Source organism: Pseudomonas sp. MS19 (assembly GCF_013277615.1).
GTDB lineage: Bacteria > Pseudomonadota > Gammaproteobacteria > Pseudomonadales > Pseudomonadaceae > Aquipseudomonas > Aquipseudomonas marincola.
Map to the genome: position 1 here is coordinate 33,806 of NZ_VBTO01000003.1, position 15,604 is coordinate 49,409.

At 58.4% G+C, this 15,604-nt stretch carries 12 protein-coding genes and 1 riboswitch; of the genes, 4 read left to right on the forward strand and 8 right to left on the reverse strand.

The window, feature by feature from the left end:
- Positions 1–18 precede the first annotated feature (18 nt).
- Positions 19–486 carry a chemotaxis protein CheW gene (locus FEZ62_RS00690; protein WP_172926490.1) on the forward strand — a complete coding sequence of 156 codons (468 nt, stop codon included), beginning with the start codon at positions 19–21 and terminating at the stop codon, positions 484–486.
- 38 nt (positions 487–524) lie between these two features.
- Here the strand turns inward: FEZ62_RS00690 and FEZ62_RS00695 are convergent, their stop codons facing one another.
- Together FEZ62_RS00695 and FEZ62_RS00700 are read right to left on the reverse strand one after the other, a co-directional pair.
- Complete coding sequence (locus FEZ62_RS00695; protein ID WP_172926491.1) at positions 525–1,244, reverse strand: 16S rRNA (uracil(1498)-N(3))-methyltransferase; 720 nt, start codon at positions 1,242–1,244, stop codon at positions 525–527.
- Positions 1,245–1,953: 709 nt separating this feature from the next.
- Positions 1,954–3,360 carry an adenosylmethionine--8-amino-7-oxononanoate transaminase gene (locus tag FEZ62_RS00700; RefSeq protein WP_172926492.1) on the reverse strand — a complete coding sequence of 469 codons (1,407 nt, stop codon included), beginning with the start codon at positions 3,358–3,360 and terminating at the stop codon, positions 1,954–1,956.
- A 274-nt stretch (positions 3,361–3,634) separates the two neighbouring features.
- Between FEZ62_RS00700 and FEZ62_RS00705 the strand changes: the two genes are divergently transcribed.
- Both FEZ62_RS00705 and FEZ62_RS00710 read left to right on the forward strand, forming a co-directional pair.
- On the forward strand, positions 3,635–4,180 hold the full coding sequence (locus FEZ62_RS00705; RefSeq protein WP_090513785.1) for a cytochrome b: 546 nt from the start codon (positions 3,635–3,637) through the stop codon (positions 4,178–4,180).
- 67 nt (positions 4,181–4,247) lie between these two features.
- Complete coding sequence (locus FEZ62_RS00710) at positions 4,248–4,826, forward strand: YceI family protein (protein WP_172926493.1); 579 nt, start codon at positions 4,248–4,250, stop codon at positions 4,824–4,826.
- Between the two features lie 297 nt (positions 4,827–5,123).
- On the opposite strand, the gene FEZ62_RS00715 is transcribed toward FEZ62_RS00710, so the two are convergent.
- From FEZ62_RS00715 to ahcY, 3 genes are all read right to left on the reverse strand, one after another.
- The gene (locus tag FEZ62_RS00715) at positions 5,124–6,992 is read right to left on the reverse strand and encodes a DEAD/DEAH box helicase (RefSeq protein ID WP_150548195.1); all 1,869 of its coding nucleotides are present in this window, start codon (positions 6,990–6,992) and stop codon (positions 5,124–5,126) included.
- Between the two features lie 296 nt (positions 6,993–7,288).
- Positions 7,289–8,134, reverse strand: coding sequence for a methylenetetrahydrofolate reductase [NAD(P)H] (gene metF, locus FEZ62_RS00720; RefSeq protein WP_172926494.1), 846 nt, complete (start codon positions 8,132–8,134; stop codon positions 7,289–7,291).
- Positions 8,135–8,195: 61 nt separating this feature from the next.
- A complete protein-coding gene (gene ahcY / locus FEZ62_RS00725; RefSeq protein ID WP_172926495.1) occupies positions 8,196–9,605 on the reverse strand; it encodes an adenosylhomocysteinase in 1,410 nt (469 codons plus the stop codon).
- Between the two features lie 24 nt (positions 9,606–9,629).
- A riboswitch (S-adenosyl-L-homocysteine riboswitch) is annotated at positions 9,630–9,723 on the reverse strand.
- Between the two features lie 140 nt (positions 9,724–9,863).
- Between ahcY and FEZ62_RS00730 the strand changes: the two genes are divergently transcribed.
- Entirely contained in the window at positions 9,864–10,484 is a 621-nt protein-coding gene (locus FEZ62_RS00730; RefSeq protein ID WP_172926496.1) for a TetR/AcrR family transcriptional regulator, read from the forward strand.
- Between the two features lie 803 nt (positions 10,485–11,287).
- On the opposite strand, the gene preA is transcribed toward FEZ62_RS00730, so the two are convergent.
- The 3 genes from preA to hydA all read right to left on the reverse strand — a co-directional run bounded on the left by preA (position 11,288) and on the right by hydA (position 15,599).
- A complete protein-coding gene (preA, locus tag FEZ62_RS00735; RefSeq protein WP_170827811.1) occupies positions 11,288–12,565 on the reverse strand; it encodes an NAD-dependent dihydropyrimidine dehydrogenase subunit PreA in 1,278 nt (425 codons plus the stop codon).
- A complete protein-coding gene (locus FEZ62_RS00740; RefSeq protein WP_172926497.1) occupies positions 12,562–13,929 on the reverse strand; it encodes an FAD-dependent oxidoreductase in 1,368 nt (455 codons plus the stop codon). Before FEZ62_RS00740 ends, preA begins: the two co-directional genes overlap by 4 nt.
- A 230-nt stretch (positions 13,930–14,159) precedes the next feature.
- Positions 14,160–15,599, reverse strand: coding sequence for a dihydropyrimidinase (gene hydA, locus FEZ62_RS00745; RefSeq protein WP_069902476.1), 1,440 nt, complete (start codon positions 15,597–15,599; stop codon positions 14,160–14,162).
- Positions 15,600–15,604 lie beyond the last annotated feature (5 nt).

Sequence of the window (15,604 nt, forward strand, 5' to 3'; positions counted from 1 at the left end):
GCCTAATAGGAAGTATTCATGAGTGAAGTCGCCCCACAAAACGCGGTTGAAAGCCTGACCGGCCTGGTGTTGCCCTTGGCTGACCGGCAGTTGCTGGTGCCCAACGTCGCGTTGGCGGAACTGATTCCCTATCGGGCCCCGCAAACCACGGAAAACCAGCCGGACTGGCTGCTCGGGCGGTTGGCCTGGCGAGATCTGCAATTGCCGATGTTGTCGTTCGAGGCCGCGTCCAACGGGCAGGCAGAACTGGGCTCGGGTGCGCGAGTGGCGGTGCTCAACGCGTTGGGCGGACGCGATAACGTCAAATTCATTGCGCTGGTGCTGCAAGGGATTCCGCGCTCGATGAAGATCGGTGCCGATGTGCCGCGCGCCGATGTTGAGTTGGCGCCTCTGGAGCTGGATGCCGTGCAAATCGGCACTGAGGTGCTGCGCATTCCCGATCTGATAATGCTTGAGCAGAAACTGGCAGACGCCGGGCTTATCTGAGTCGCGTCTGCATCTCTATTCGCGCTGAGTGGCGACTCTCAGAAGTCGCCCCACAACTGTTGCGCCACACTCAGCGCAACGACCGCAGCGGTTTCAGTGCGCAATACCCGTGGGCCCAAACGGGCTGCGTGGTAGCCGCTGGCCTTGGCTTGCTCGACCTCGGCATCCGACAAGCCGCCTTCCGGTCCAATCAGAAATGCCAGACGGCTGGGCGCTGTATGCTCGGTGAGCGCCTGAGCAACTGGATGCAGCACCAGTTTCAAGTCGGCCTCGGTGCTTTGCAGCCACTCATCCAGCGTCACCGGGGCATTGAGTGTTGGCACCACTGAACGCCCGCATTGCTCGCAAGCGCTTATCGCCACCTGCCGCCAATGAGCCATGCGCTTGTCGGCGCGATCATCTTTCAGGCGCACCTCGCAGCGTTCGCTGACAATCGGGGTGATCTGGCTAACGCCAAGTTCAGTGGCTTTCTGGATCGCCCAGTCCATCCGCTCGCCGCGCGACAGGCCTTGGCCCAGATGGATATTCAGCGTCGATTCAGGCATGCCCGGCAAGCATTCGCGCAGCTCCACCGCCACAGTCTTTTTGCCCACCTCGGTGAGTTCACCCAAGTATTCGTTGCCGCTGCCATCAAACAACTGCACCGCATCGCCGACATTGTGACGCAACACCCGCGAAATATAGTGCGCCTGAGCCTCAGGCAATTGATGGTGGCCGACAGACAACGGGGCATCGATAAAGAAACGGGATAGGCGCATGGACTTGGCTGCAAACTGGACGCAAGGACCGCCAGTTTAACGTGTTTGCATTTACCACCGAAACGTAAACCGCAATCCCACGCCGGAAATCAAAAACGGAAATCAAAGGCGGAGGATGGATAGCCCCGAAGGAGGCAATCCGTCACGGCGATGCAAGCATCGCCGCCTCTTCAAACCAAGCCCAAAGCCACATCACAGGCAAACACACAAATGCCCGCAATCCATCGTCAGCCCTGACGGATCAACCTGCGGTTCATCCATCCTCCAAAGGCCAAGCCGGAAATCGAAGTCCGGAGGATGGATAGCCCCGAAGGAGGCAATCCGTCATGGCGGTGCACGCATCGCCGCCTCTTCAAATCAAGCCAAAGCCACATCACAAACCAACACAAAAATTCCCGCAACCCATCGTCAGCCATGACGGATCAACCTGCGGTTCATCCATCCACCAAAGGCCAAGCCGGAAATCGAAGTCCGGAGGATGGATAGCCCCGAAGGAGGCAATCCGTCAGGCGATGCACGCATCGCCGCCTCTTCAACCCAAGCCCTAAGCCACATCACAACCAAACGCACAAATGCCTGCAACCCATCGTCAGTCATGACGGATCAACCTGCGGTTCATCCATCCTCCAAAGACCAGGCCGGAAATCGAAGGCCGGAGGATGGATAGCCCCGCAGGAGGCAATCCGTCATGGCGATCTATGCGATCAACTCAACCCGGATCGCGAAACCCCGGGTAATTGGTATTACCGGTCGGCACGCTGACTGAGGTGCGTGTGGCAATGTCGATGCCTTCGCTGGCGACTTCAGCGAGAAAGTCGATCTGCTCCGGGGTAATCACGTACGGCGGCAGGAAATACACCACGCTGCCCAGCGGGCGCAGCAATGCGCCGCGCTCCAGTGCGTGTTGGTAGACCTTCATGCCGCGACGCTCCTGCCACGGATAGGCCGCTTTGCTGGCTTTGTCCTGCACCATCTCGATGGCCACAGCCATGCCGGTCTGGCGCACTTCGGCAACGTTGGGGTGGTCAGCAAGGTGCGCGGTGGCATCGCCCATACGATTGGCCAGCACCTTGTTGCGCTCGATGACGTTGTCTTCCTCGAAAATATCCAGTGTTGCCAGAGACGCAGCGCAGGCCAACGGGTTGCCGGTGTAACTGTGCGAATGGAGGAAAGCGCGCAGCGTCGAGTAGTCGTCGTAGAACGCCTGATAAACCGTATCGGTGGTCAGACACGCTGCCAATGGCAGATAACCGCCCGTCAGCGCCTTGGACAAGCACAGGAAGTCCGGACGAATCCCTGCTTGTTCACAGGCGAACATGGTGCCGGTGCGGCCAAAGCCGACCGCAATTTCATCGTGGATCAGGTGCACGCCGTAACGGTCGCAGGCTTCGCGCAGCAGCTTGAGGTAGACCGGGTGATACATGCGCATACCACCCGCGCCCTGAATCAGCGGCTCGACAATAACCGCCGCAACCTCATGATGATGCTCGCTGAGAGTTTGCTCCATGCACTGGAACATGTTGCGCGAGTGTTCTTCCCAGCTCATGCCTTCGGGGCGCAGGTAGCAATCCGGGCTGGGCACTTTGATGGTGTCGAGCAGCAATGCTTTATAGGTGTCGGTGAACAGGGCGACGTCACCGACCGACATCGCCGCAACAGTTTCGCCATGGTAGCTGTTGCTCAGGGTGACGAAGCGTTTCTTCTGCGGCTGGCCGACGTTCTGCCAGTAATGAAAGCTCATCTTCAGTGCAATCTCGATGCACGAAGAGCCATTGTCGGCGTAGAACACCCGGTCCAGTCCGGCCGGGGTCATAGCCACCAGTCGCTCGGACAATTCGATCACCGGCTGATGGCTGCAGCCCGCGAGAATTACATGCTCCAGCTGGTCGACCTGATCCTTGATACGCTGATTGATGCGCGGATTGGCGTGACCAAACACGTTCACCCACCAGGAGCTGACTGCATCCAGATAGCGTTTGCCGTCGAAGTCTTCCAGCCAGACCCCTTCGCCGCGCTTGATCGGAATCACCGGCAGGCGTTCGTGATCTTTCATTTGCGTGCAGGGGTGCCAGAGCACAGCGAGGTCGCGCTGCATCCAGTGGTCATTTAAGCTCATTGTTGTGTTCTCCAAATCATCTGCCCCAAGCCTATCAGATGCGTGCGGGCGAGAGGGCATCACGCGCGGCCCTTTAAACACCGGCAAAAAGTGAATTTCTCAGACTTTGTGCTGAACTGAAAATGAAGCTGTGCATCCAATCTGCTCAAGCTGACTGATTGGTTTCACGGATCGTATTTCTCGATATTTCAAAGCAGTATTTTCTGCTTTTAATCGATTGGTTTGTTGCTAATCTTGCGCACAATTATCATTTACATAAATGCGGAGCCTATCAATGCAATGGCGTAACTCTCCAACGCGCTACGGTTTTGTCAGTGTCTCGTTGCACTGGCTGGTGGCGCTGGTGGTGTTCGGCTTGTTTGCGCTGGGTTACTGGATGGTTGGGCTGGACTACTACAGCAGCTGGTACACCAAGGCACCGGACATCCATAAAAGTGTTGGCCTGATTCTCTTCGCAGTCATGGTGCTGCGCGTTATCTGGCGCTGGGTCAGCCCACCGCCTGGCCATTTGGCCAGCCATGGTCCACTGACCCAGAAAGCCACGCGCTTCGGTCATGCCTTTCTGTACCTCGGCTTGTTTGTGTTGATGATCAGCGGATATCTGATCTCCACCGCAGAAGGCCGTGGAATTCCGGTGTTCGGCTGGTTCGAAGTACCGGCAACCCTGACCAGCATCCCCAATCAGGAGGATGTTGCAGGGCTGGTGCATGAGTATTTGGCCTGGGCGCTGGTGATATTCGCTGGCATTCACGGTTTGGCAGCATTGAAGCATCACTTTATTGATCGTGACACGACGCTCACTCGCATGCTGGGGCGTTGATTGGTAACACCATTGGCGCGCTGTGAGCTTTGCGCGCTTATTGAATACAAACACAAGGAGCACACTCATGCTGAAGAAAACACTCGCTGCACTGGCTATTGGCACTGCGTTGTTGGGTGCCGGTCAGGCAATGGCAGCGGATTACGCGCTCGATATCAAAGGTCAGCACGCATTCGTCAACTTCAAAGTTGGCCATCTTGGCTACAGCTATATCTATGGCTCGTTCAAAGAGTTCGATGGCAGCTTCAGCTATGACAGCAAGAACCCGGAAGCCAGCAAGATCAACGTCACCCTGAAAACCGAAAGCGTTGATACCAACAACGCCGAGCGTGACAAGCACATCCGCAGCGGTGACTTCCTCAACGTCAGCAAGAACCCGACCGCTACCTTCGAGTCGACTTCCGTCAAGTCAACTGGCGAAGGCATGGCCGATGTGACAGGTAACCTGACCCTCAATGGCGTAACCAAGCCAGTGGTAGTTGCTGCCAAGTTTGTGGGCGAAGGTGATGATCCGTGGGGCGGCTACCGTGCCGGTTTTGAAGGCACGACCACGATCAAGATGAAAGACTTCAACATCGAAAAAGACCTCGGCCCTGCTTCGCAAGAAGTTGAGCTGATGATCTCTTTCGAGGGCGTGCGCAAGTAAACTGCAGCGCAGAGCTTGAGCTTCAGCCAAACGCCCGGTGCATTGCATCGGGCGTTTTTGCATCTGCGGCGGATGGTTAATCCGCGGGGCAAACCGTCATTACGGTAGTTGGGTTGTCGCGGGCGTGGCGTTTGACGGCAAGGTGCCCATTACCGTGTAGCTGTTTGGTTGAACGTAAATCGCCATGACGGATTGCGGCGGTGCGCCGCTATCCATCCTCCGGTTGCGCGGTGTGTTAATAACATGCACAAACAAAAACGCCGACTCGAAAGTCGGCGTTTTGCTGTTGCAGAAAAGCTAGCCGTTGTCGCGGTTACGCGTCAGCAGTGCAGGCTTTTCGCCACGTGGACGGCTGCTAGGCAGTTGGTCCAACTGCTCTGGCGTTGGCAGGCGATCGCTGCGCGAGCCCTTGTGAATAATCACCGGGACTTTCTCTTGCGGGCGACGGGACTGACCCGGCTCCTGCAATGGACGATCTGCTGCACGATCCAGCGAGCGTGTGGTGTCACGGTCACGTGGCGGACGCGAACGGCCTGAACCACCGCCGTTACGACCTGACGACTGACCACCAGACGAACGCTTGCCTTGTGCGCCATTCGCGCCCGAAGGCTTGCGCGGGCCTTTGCTACGTGGCGCCTGGCCAGGTGTTGCGGCCGCAGCAGCTGCCGGTGCGCCTGGACGACGACCGCGGTTGTGCTGTGGCTTGTTCTGGTGCGGACTTACGTAGTCTGCACGGTTGCCGAAGTTATCAATCTCGTCATCAAGAAACTCGTCCGGCGCGCGGTCTGGAGGTAATGCGGGAATGGCGGCAACGGTGTTCGAGGAGCGGGCGTTGCGAGGCTGTTTGGCGCGGCCGCCAGCCGGGGCTGATTTGGCCCGACCAGAGTCTTTGCCTTTATCGCGACGACCCGAGCCGTGGCGTTCGCCGCCTGTCTTGGCCTCAGCACCGCCGGAGTTGTTGCGTGGGCCGCGCGGTTGGCGTGGCTCACGAACTTCCGGACGTTCGGCTTCAACTTTGCTCACGTCAAAACCGAGCAGATCACCATCAGGGATCTTCTGCTTGGTCATGCGCTCGATGCCTTTGAGCAGCTTCTCTTCGTCCGGAGCAACCAGCGAGATCGCCTCACCGCTGCGACCGGCGCGGCCAGTACGGCCGATACGGTGCACGTAATCTTCTTCAACGTTTGGCAGTTCGAAGTTGACCACGTGCGGCAGTTGGTCGATATCCAGGCCACGCGCGGCGATATCGGTCGCAACCAGTACGCGTACTTTGTTTGCCTTGAAGTCGGCCAGTGCCTTGGTGCGCGCGTTCTGGCTCTTGTTGCCGTGAATCGCGACAGCCGGCAGCGCGTGCTTGTCGAGGTATTCGGCCAGACGGTTGGCACCGTGCTTGGTACGGGTGAAAACCAGCACCTGTTCCCACGCGCCAGCGGTGATCAGGTGAGCGAGCAGGGCGCGCTTGTGGCTGGCCTGCAGGCGAAAAACGCGCTGCTCGATACGCTCGACCGTGGTGTTCGGCGGCGTTACTTCAATGCGTTCCGGGTTGTGCAAAAGCTTGCCGGCAAGGTCGGTGATGTCTTTCGAGAACGTTGCCGAGAACAGCAGGTTCTGACGCTTGGCAGGCAGGCGCGCCAAGACTTTCTTGACGTCGTGGATGAAGCCCATGTCGAGCATGCGGTCAGCTTCGTCGAGCACTAGTGTTTCAACGTGGGACAGATCAATGCTGCCTTGACCGGCAAGGTCGAGCAGGCGACCCGGGCAGGCGACGAGTACGTCAACGCCCTTGGCCAGTGCCTGTACTTGCGGGTTCATGCCAACGCCGCCAAAGATGCAGGCGCTGACGAATTTCAAATCGCGGGCATACAGCTTGAAGCTGTCGTGCACCTGGGCGGCCAGTTCGCGGGTTGGTGTCAGCACCAGAACGCGCGGTTGCTTAGGGCCGTGGCGGTGTTCGCGGTCTGGGTGACCATTAGGGAACAAACGCTCAAGGATTGGCAGTGCGAAACCACCGGTCTTACCCGTACCTGTCTGTGCCGCAACCATCAGGTCACGACCTTGCAACGCGGCGGGGATAGCCCGCTGTTGCACCGGAGTTGGTTGGGTGTAGCCTGCGGACTCGACCGCACGGACTAAAGCCTCGGAGAGACCGAGGGAAGCAAAGGACATGTGAAATCCTGTCTAGTGAGGGCGCGTTGCCCTATGAGGTATATTGCCTGGCTTGAATCGCAACGTAATGAGCGTGCAATCCCGTCCGGTACTGCTGGTCTCTGAGGGGCCTAGCATCCGGGCGCAAGCCTGGCGGGAAGTCCCGAGTATAACAGAGCAGTGGGCAATTTTATCAATAGCCTGCTTAACGGTTCGCCAACACTGTTATGCAGGGCCGTTATAAAGCATTGTCTTCGAGCAGTAGCTAAAGACTGCGGCCTTGCCCGAGAGCAGGCCGCAGCGTCGCAAAGACTGAATCAGCGTGGCAGCTTCAGGTTGTTCCAAATCGCCAGGCTCGGCGCGGATTGGTTCAACGTGTAGAAGTGCAGGCCCGGCGCGCCGCCTTGCAGCAGGCGTTCGCACATTTCAGTGATGACTTGCTCGCCAAACGCCTGAATGCTGTCGATGTCGTCACCATACGCTTCCAGCTGCTTGCGTACCCAGCGTGGAATCTCGGCGCCACAGGCGTCGGAGAAACGTGCCAGCTTGCTGTAGTTGGTGATTGGCATGATGCCCGGCACGATTGGCAGGTCGATACCCATCTTGCGCACGCGGTCGACAAAGTAGAAGTAGCTGTCGGCGTTGAAGAAATACTGGGTAATGGCACTGTCGGCACCGGCTTTGGCCTTGCGCACGAAGTTGGCGATATCGTCTTCGAAATTGCGTGCCTGCGGATGCATCTCCGGGTAAGCGGCGATTTCGATGTGAAACTGATCGCCAGTCTCTTCACGAATGAAGCTCACCAGCTCGTTGGCATAGCGCAGCTCGCCGCTGGCCATGCCCATGCCGGATGGCAGGTCGCCACGCAGGGCAACGATGCGCTTGATGCCTGCGTCTTTGTACAGGGCCAACAGCTCGCGCAACTCAGCCTTGCTGTCGCCAACGCACGAAAGGTGCGGAGCGGTTTCTACTTTGATCTCGCCGTCGAGTTGCAGCACGGTGTTCAGTGTGCGGTCGCGGGTCGAGCCGCCTGCGCCATAGGTGCAGGAGAAGAAATCTGGGCTATAGGTGGCCAGCTCGCGGGCAGTTGCCAGCAGCTTTTCGTGGCCGGCTTCGGTCTTGGTCGGGAAGAACTCGAAGCTGTAACGGCGTTCTTTACTCATCAGAAGATTCCATCTTGAACGCGCGCTGGCAGCGCTCTCACACTGCCAGCGCGCGGACTGATTAGTAGCGGTAAGCGTCTGGCTTGAATGGGCCTTCAACGGTAACGCCGATGTAGTCGGCCTGGGTCTTGGTCAGCTTGGTAACAACGCCACCGAAGCCTTTAACCATTTCCAGGGCCACTTCTTCGTCGAGTTTCTTCGGCAGTACTTCAACCGTCAGGCGCTCGGCTTTCTGAGCGGCGGGAAGGTCGGCGTACTTCTGGCCGAACAGGAAGATCTGCGCCAGAACCTGGTTGGCGAACGAGCCATCCATGATGCGGCTCGGGTGGCCAGTGGCGTTACCCAGGTTCACCAGACGGCCTTCGGCCAGCAGGATCAGGTAGTCATCGTTCTGCGCGTCAAAGCTGCCAGCGCCGGTACGGTGGATCTTGTGTACCTGCGGCTTAACTTCTTCCCATGCCCAGTTCTTGCGCATGAAAGCGGTGTCGATTTCGTTGTCGAAGTGGCCGATGTTGCACACCACTGCGCGCTTCTTCAGCGCCTTGAGCATGCCCGCGTCACACACGTTGGCGTTGCCGGTGGTGGTCACGATCAGGTCGATCTTGCCCAGCAGCGCTTTGTCGATGCAGGCGTCGGTGCCGTCGTTGAGGCCGTCGATGTACGGCGAAACCAGCTCGAAGCCGTCCATGCAGGCTTGCATGGCGCAGATTGGGTCGATCTCGGAAACCTTGACGATCATGCCTTCCTGGCGCAGCGACTGAGCCGAACCTTTGCCCACGTCACCGTAGCCGATGACCAGCGCTTGCTTGCCGGACAACAGGTGATCGGTGCCGCGCTTGATGGCGTCGTTGAGGCTGTGACGGCAACCGTACTTGTTGTCGTTCTTGCTCTTGGTGACCGAGTCGTTGACGTTGATTGCCGGGATTTTCAGCTCGCCCTTGGCCAGCATGTCCAGCAGACGGTGAACGCCAGTGGTGGTTTCTTCGGTCACGCCGTGGATGTTGTCCAGCATGGCCGGGTATTTCTTGTGCAGGATCTCGGTCAGGTCGCCGCCGTCGTCGAGGATCATGTTGGCGTCCCAAGGCTGGCCATCCTTGAGAATGGTTTGCTCGATGCACCACTCGTACTCTTCTTCGGTTTCGCCTTTCCAGGCAAATACCGGAATGCCAGCCGCCGCGATGGCAGCAGCAGCTTGATCCTGAGTCGAGAAAATGTTGCACGAAGACCAGCGCACTTCAGCGCCCAGTACCACCAGTGTTTCGATCAACACGGCAGTCTGGATGGTCATGTGGATGCAACCGATGATCTTCGCGCCTTTAAGCGGCTGTTCGCCGGCATACTTGCGGCGCAGGCCCATCAGAGCCGGCATTTCGGATTCGGCGATGATGGTTTCGCGGCGGCCCCAGGCGGCCAGCGAAATATCGGCGACTTTAAAGTCGGTAAAACCTTCAGGCGTCATAACAGCGCTCATAAAATGAGTTCTCCATTCGTTGTCTGCGAATGGGCGCCGTTGATGCGTATGGTTAACGCCCCATCCGAGCCTGACAAACCACTGAGAAGCAGGGTCTGCTGCAGCGCCCCTCGGACAGGTGGCGGGCGTGAGCAAAGCGGAGTTGCTCACGAAAAACCGGCCAATTATAGCGACCTGAACGCTTTTGCCCAAGGCTTTCCGTCGCTCTGTTTGAAAGCAGATGATAGCCTTGGCTCACTGCCTCGTAATGGACACAGCATGGCCAACCACAAGATCGAAATTCGCCGGCGCAATACCGAGAAAATCCTCCTCGCTGCCGAGAAGATTTTTTCCGAGAAAGGCTACGGCGGCGCCTCGATGGGCGACATCGCCGAGGAAGTCGGGCTGCCACGTTCCAATCTGCATTACTACTTCAGCACCAAAGACGACCTGTATCGCGCCGTCCTCCTCGATTTGCTCGAGGTGTGGAAGCAGGATGCGCTGTGCTTCGAGATGTTCGACGACCCGCGTGTGGTGCTCAGCAGTTACATTCGGGCGAAAATGACCCACTCGCGCACCCGTCCGCACGGCTCCAAAGTTTGGGCCAACGAGATTATCCACGGCGCCCCGATGCTCGGTGACGAACTGGATAAAAGCCTCTACGACTGGGCGAAAATGAAAGAGGCGAAAATCCGTCAGTGGGTCGAGGACAAACGGATTATGGCGGTCGAGCCTTCGAGCTTGCTGTACATGATCTGGGCCTCAACCCAGCATTACGCCGACTTCAGCCATCAGGTGAAAGTGCTCAATGACCATCAGGCGCTGAGCGAGATGCAATTTGAGAAAGCCGTGCAGACCATCACCACCGTGATACTCCGTGGTATCGGGCTTGAGCCCTAAATTCGCTTTAGGGCTGCTCACATCTGTTAGACCGCCATGATGGATTAACCTGCGGTTTATCCATCCTCCGTCGTGGAGCGTCCCCATGCCTTACGACACCCGGAGGATGGATAGCCCCTTTGGGGCAATCCGTCAGGCGATATTGGCCACACCGCATAATTCCCCGCGAAGGATTTTCACCGCCACCACCGCGTGAAAAATCGAACGCAAAACGATCGCAATTCACATCTCGCAGATCGCCATGACGGATTAACCTGCGGTTTATCCATCCTCCGTCGGGAGCGTTCCCGCGCCATACGACACCCGGAGGATGGATAGCCCCGACGGGGCAATCCGTCGGGCGATATTGGCCACACCGCAAAATTCCCCCGCGAGGGGTTTTCACCGTCACCACCGCGCGGAAAAACAAACCCAAAAAGATCGCAATTCATATCGCGTAGATCGCAATGACGGATTAACCTGCGGTTTATCCGTCCTCCGTCGGGAGCTTTGCCGCGCCTTACGACACCCGGAGGATGGATAGCCCCTTTGGGGCAATCCGTCAGGCGATATTGGCCACGCCGCAAAATTTCCCGCGAGGGATTCTCATCGTCACCACCGCGCGAAAAATCGAACACAAAGACGAACGCAATTCACATCTCGTAGATCGTAATGACGGATTAACCTGCGGTTTATCCATCCTCCGTCGGGAAGCGTTCCCGCGCCATACGACACCTGGAGGATGGATAGCCCCGATGGGGCAATCCGTCAGGCGATGTTGGTTACACCGCATAATTTCCCGCGAGGGCTTTACGCCACCATAACTAACTCGCCACCCGATAAGGGTTTCTTGGGTCTTCGTTCCAATTGAGATACGGCTTGCCGGTGTCTTGCACGACCATTTCGATGCAGTCATCGACCGGGCAGGTGATTTGGCAGAGGTTGCAGCCGACGCATTCGTCGTCGATCACTTCGTATTTGTGGGTGCCGTCCTCTTGTTTGAGGCTTGCAATGGCTTGGTGTGAAGTGTCTTCGCAGGCGATGTGGCAGCGGCCGCAACCGATGCAGGCGTCCTGGTCGATCTTGGCGATGACCTGATAATTGATATCCAGGTACTTCCAGTCGGTGGTGTTGCCGACTGCGCGGCCGGAGAAATCATTGAGGCTGGTGTAGCCCTTCGAGTCCATCCAGCGTGACAGTCCGTCTTTCATGTCTTCAACAATGCGGAAGCCGTGCAGCATCGCGGCGGTGCAAACCTGTACGGCGCCGCAACCGAGGGCGACGAACTCAGCCGCGTCGCGCCAGGTACCGATGCCGCCGATGCCGCAAATCGGCAAGCCTCTGGTTTCCGGGTCGCGGGCGATTTCGGCAACCATGTTCAGGGCGATGGGCTTAACCGCTGCGCCGCAATAACCGCCGTGGGTGCTTTGGCTGCCGACAATCGGGTGCGCGACCATCATGTCGAGGTCGATGCTGGTGATCGAGTTGATGGTGTTGATCAGCGACACCGCATCGGCGCCGCCGCGATGAGCTGCGCGGGCCGATAAACGTACGTCGGTAATGTTAGGGGTGAGTTTGACGATTACCGGCAGCGAGCTGTACGTCTTGCACCAACGCGTGACCATCTCGACGTACTCGGGAACCTGGCCAACTGCTGCGCCCATGCCGCGTTCGGGCATGCCGTGCGGGCAACCGAAGTTGAGTTCAATGCCGTCCGCGCCGGTGGCTTCGACCAGCGGCAAAATGTACTTCCACGACTCCTCAACGCACGGCACCATCAGCGAGACGATCAATGCGCGATCCGGCCAGTCCTTTTTAACCTGAGTGATTTCGCGCAGGTTGATTTCCAGTGAGCGGTCGGTGATCAGTTCGATGTTGTTGATGCCCATCACTTCGCGGTTAGGGCCATACAGCGCCGAGTAACGCGATGACACGTTGACTGCCGCCGGGTCTTCGCCGAGGGTTTTCCAGACCACGCCACCCCAGCCAGCCTCATAGGCGCGCACCACGTTGTAGGCTTTGTCGGTCGGTGGCGCAGACGCCAGCCAGAACGGGTTTGGGGATTTGATGCCAGCGAATTCAATAGAGAGATCGGCCATTATGCAGCCTCCACTTTCAGCGAGAGGGTTGAGTGAATGGCCTCGGCAGCCAGTTTGCCATGCTGTACGGCTTGCACCGTCAGGTCTTGATCGAGTGAGGTGCAATCGCCACCGGCGTATACGCCGGCAATGCTGGTGCGCAGGTTTTCATCAACCCAGATTCGCTCGCCAGCACGCTTGAGCTCTGCGGCCAGCGGGTCGCTCAGCGAGTTGTTGTCGAAGGCTTGCCCGATGGCTTTGAAAATGGCATCAGCCGCCAGCTCGAACGTCTCGCCGGTCGTGCTCAGCCGGCCGTTTTCCATACGGGTTTTGGCGAAGCGCATACCGCGCACCTTGCCGGCATCATCCAGCAGCACGGCTTCCGGTTGCGCCCATGTCAGCAGCCGCACCTGATTGTCCTTGGCGATGTGCTGTTCGTGACCGGTTGCGCCCATGTCGCTGAGGCCGCGGCGATAAACCAGATTGACGTCCCGCGCGCCAAGCTTGGCCATTTGCACGGCCATGTCGATCGCCGTGTTGCCCGCGCCCAGCAGGATGCAGCGGTTGGCGACCGGCAATTGGCTGAGGTCATCGGTTTGGCGCAGCTCGCGGATATAGTCGGTCGCGGCCATCAATCCGGCGGCGTTCTCATCTGCCAGCCCCAGTTGTTTGCTGGCTGCCAAACCGAGCCCGAGGAATACACTGTCAAACTGCTGGTGCAGTTCTGTCAGGGTCAGGTTGTCACCGAGCTTTTGCCCGTGCCGAATCTCGATGCCGCCGATTTGCAGGAGGAAATCGACTTCCTTCTGCGCGAAGTCATCGACCAGTTTGTATTTGGCAATGCCGTATTCGTTGAGCCCGCCGGACTTCTCGCGGGCCTCGAAAATCACCACTTCATGGCCATGCATCGCCAGCCGGTGCGCGCACGACAACCCGGCAGGGCCTGCACCAACTACGGCAATGCGCTTGCCGGTTGCGGCTGAGCGTTTGAATGGGTGTTCGCTGAACTGGGCGTTATCAATCGCGTAGCGTTGCAGCAAACCGATCAGCACCGGCGCGCACTCTTTTTCGTTGTTGCGCACACAGGCTTGCTGGCAGAGGATTTCGGTCGGACACACCCGTGCGCAACTGCCTCCCAGAATGTTTGCCGAGAGAATGGTTTGCGCAGCGCCGGTGACGTTGTCATGACTGATGCTGCCGATGAACGACGGAATGTCGATGTCGCTCGGGCAGGCATTGATGCACGGTGCGTCGTAGCAATACAGGCAACGAGCACTTTCCAGCGCAGCCTGGCGAGCATTGAGCGGCGGTGCCAGATCGCTGAAATTTTTCGCCAGTTCAGTGGCGTCTGCATCCGGGCGAGGGAGGTGGCTGAGTGTGTCTATCACGGGTTAATGCCTCACGGTTTTGTGATTGTTATCAAGGCGGCTGGCCGGCAAATGAGGGGCTAAAGCCTCGCCTTGGTGGCCAGCTGCCTTGTGGGCAGTCAATTCGTTGATAAGTGGCGCCAAACCTCTTGGGGTTTGTCCGCCTTTGCTCTTTGCTCTTTGCGTCTTTGTGGTGTGTCAATGCGCCTTTGCAAATGGGCGCCTTCTGCCGGCGCCATTTCTGTGCGTGCTTAGCGTTTTACCGAGGTCGGGCGCTGGTGTTCGGCGCGCTTGCTGAGTAAGTCGAAAACGGCCGGGTATGCCGGGCGCTCGATATAGCGTCCGGCGCCGCGCTCGGCACGCAGATCACCGTCGGCCCAGACCAGGCGGCCTTGGCTGATGGTGTGGCTGGGTACGCCGCGCACGGTTTTGCCTTCGAATATGTTGAAGTCGACTTGCTGGTGATGGGTTTTCGCCGAGATCGTGCGTGTGCCCTGCGGGTCCCAGAGCACCAGATCTGCGTCGGCGCCGACGCGAATTGCGCCTTTGCGCGGAAACAGATTGAAAATTTTGGCGGTGTTGGTGGACGTCAGAGCGACGAAATCATGCATCGACAATTTGCCGCTGTTGACCCCTTCATCCCAGAGCACGGCCATGCGGTCTTCAATACCGGCGGTGCCGTTGGGGATCTTGCTGAAATCGTCTTTGCCCGCTGCTTTTTGTTCGGCGCAGAAGCAGCAGTGGTCGGTGGCTGTGGTGTGCAGGTTGCCGGATTGCAAACCTTGCCACAGCGCTTCTTGGTGGCCACGCGGACGGAACGGTGGGCTCATCACGTATCCTGCCGCTTTTTGCCAGTCCGGATCGCGGTAAACGCTGTCATCGAGCAGCAAGTGTCCGGCCAGCACTTCTCCGTAAACCGGCTGGCCCTTGGCGCGTGCGTAAGTGATTTCATCCAGCGCTTCGCGGGTTGAAACGTGCACCAGGTACAGCGGAGTGCCGAGTGTTTCGGCAATACGAATGGCGCGGCTGGCGGCTTCGCCTTCCACTTGCGAAGGGCGCGACAGCGGGTGGGCTTCCGGTCCGGTTAAGCCCTGAGCCAGCAATTTCTGTTGCAGGTGATAAACCAGCTCGCCGTTCTCGGCGTGCACAGTGGGCACGGCGCCGAGTGACAGGCAACGCTCGAAGCTGGCGACGAGGGTGTCGTCGGCCGCCATGATCGCGTTTTTATACGCCATGAAATGCTTGAAGCTGTTGACCCCGTGCTTGCTCACCAGCTCTTCCATCTCGGCGCTGACTTGTTCGCTCCACCACGTGACCGCGACATGAAAGCCATAATCCGAGGCGGACTTTTCAGCCCAGCCGCGCCATTGATGAAAGGCCTCAAGCAGCGATTGCTGCGGGTTGGGAATAACAAAATCGATGATTGATGTGGTGCCGCCGGCAAGGCCTGCTGCGGTGCCGCTGAAGAAGTCTTCACTGGCAACGGTGCCCATGAACGGCAGTTGCATGTGAGTGTGCGGGTCGATGCCGCCTGGCATCAGATACTGGCCGCTGCCATCGAGAACCTCGCAACCTGCCGGTGCGTCGAGGTTTTCACCAATCGCCTGAATCAGACCGTCCGCGCATAGGACATCGGCGCTGTAGCTTTCTTCATGGGTTAGCACCGTGGCGCCGCGGATCAATAAAGCCATAGCAA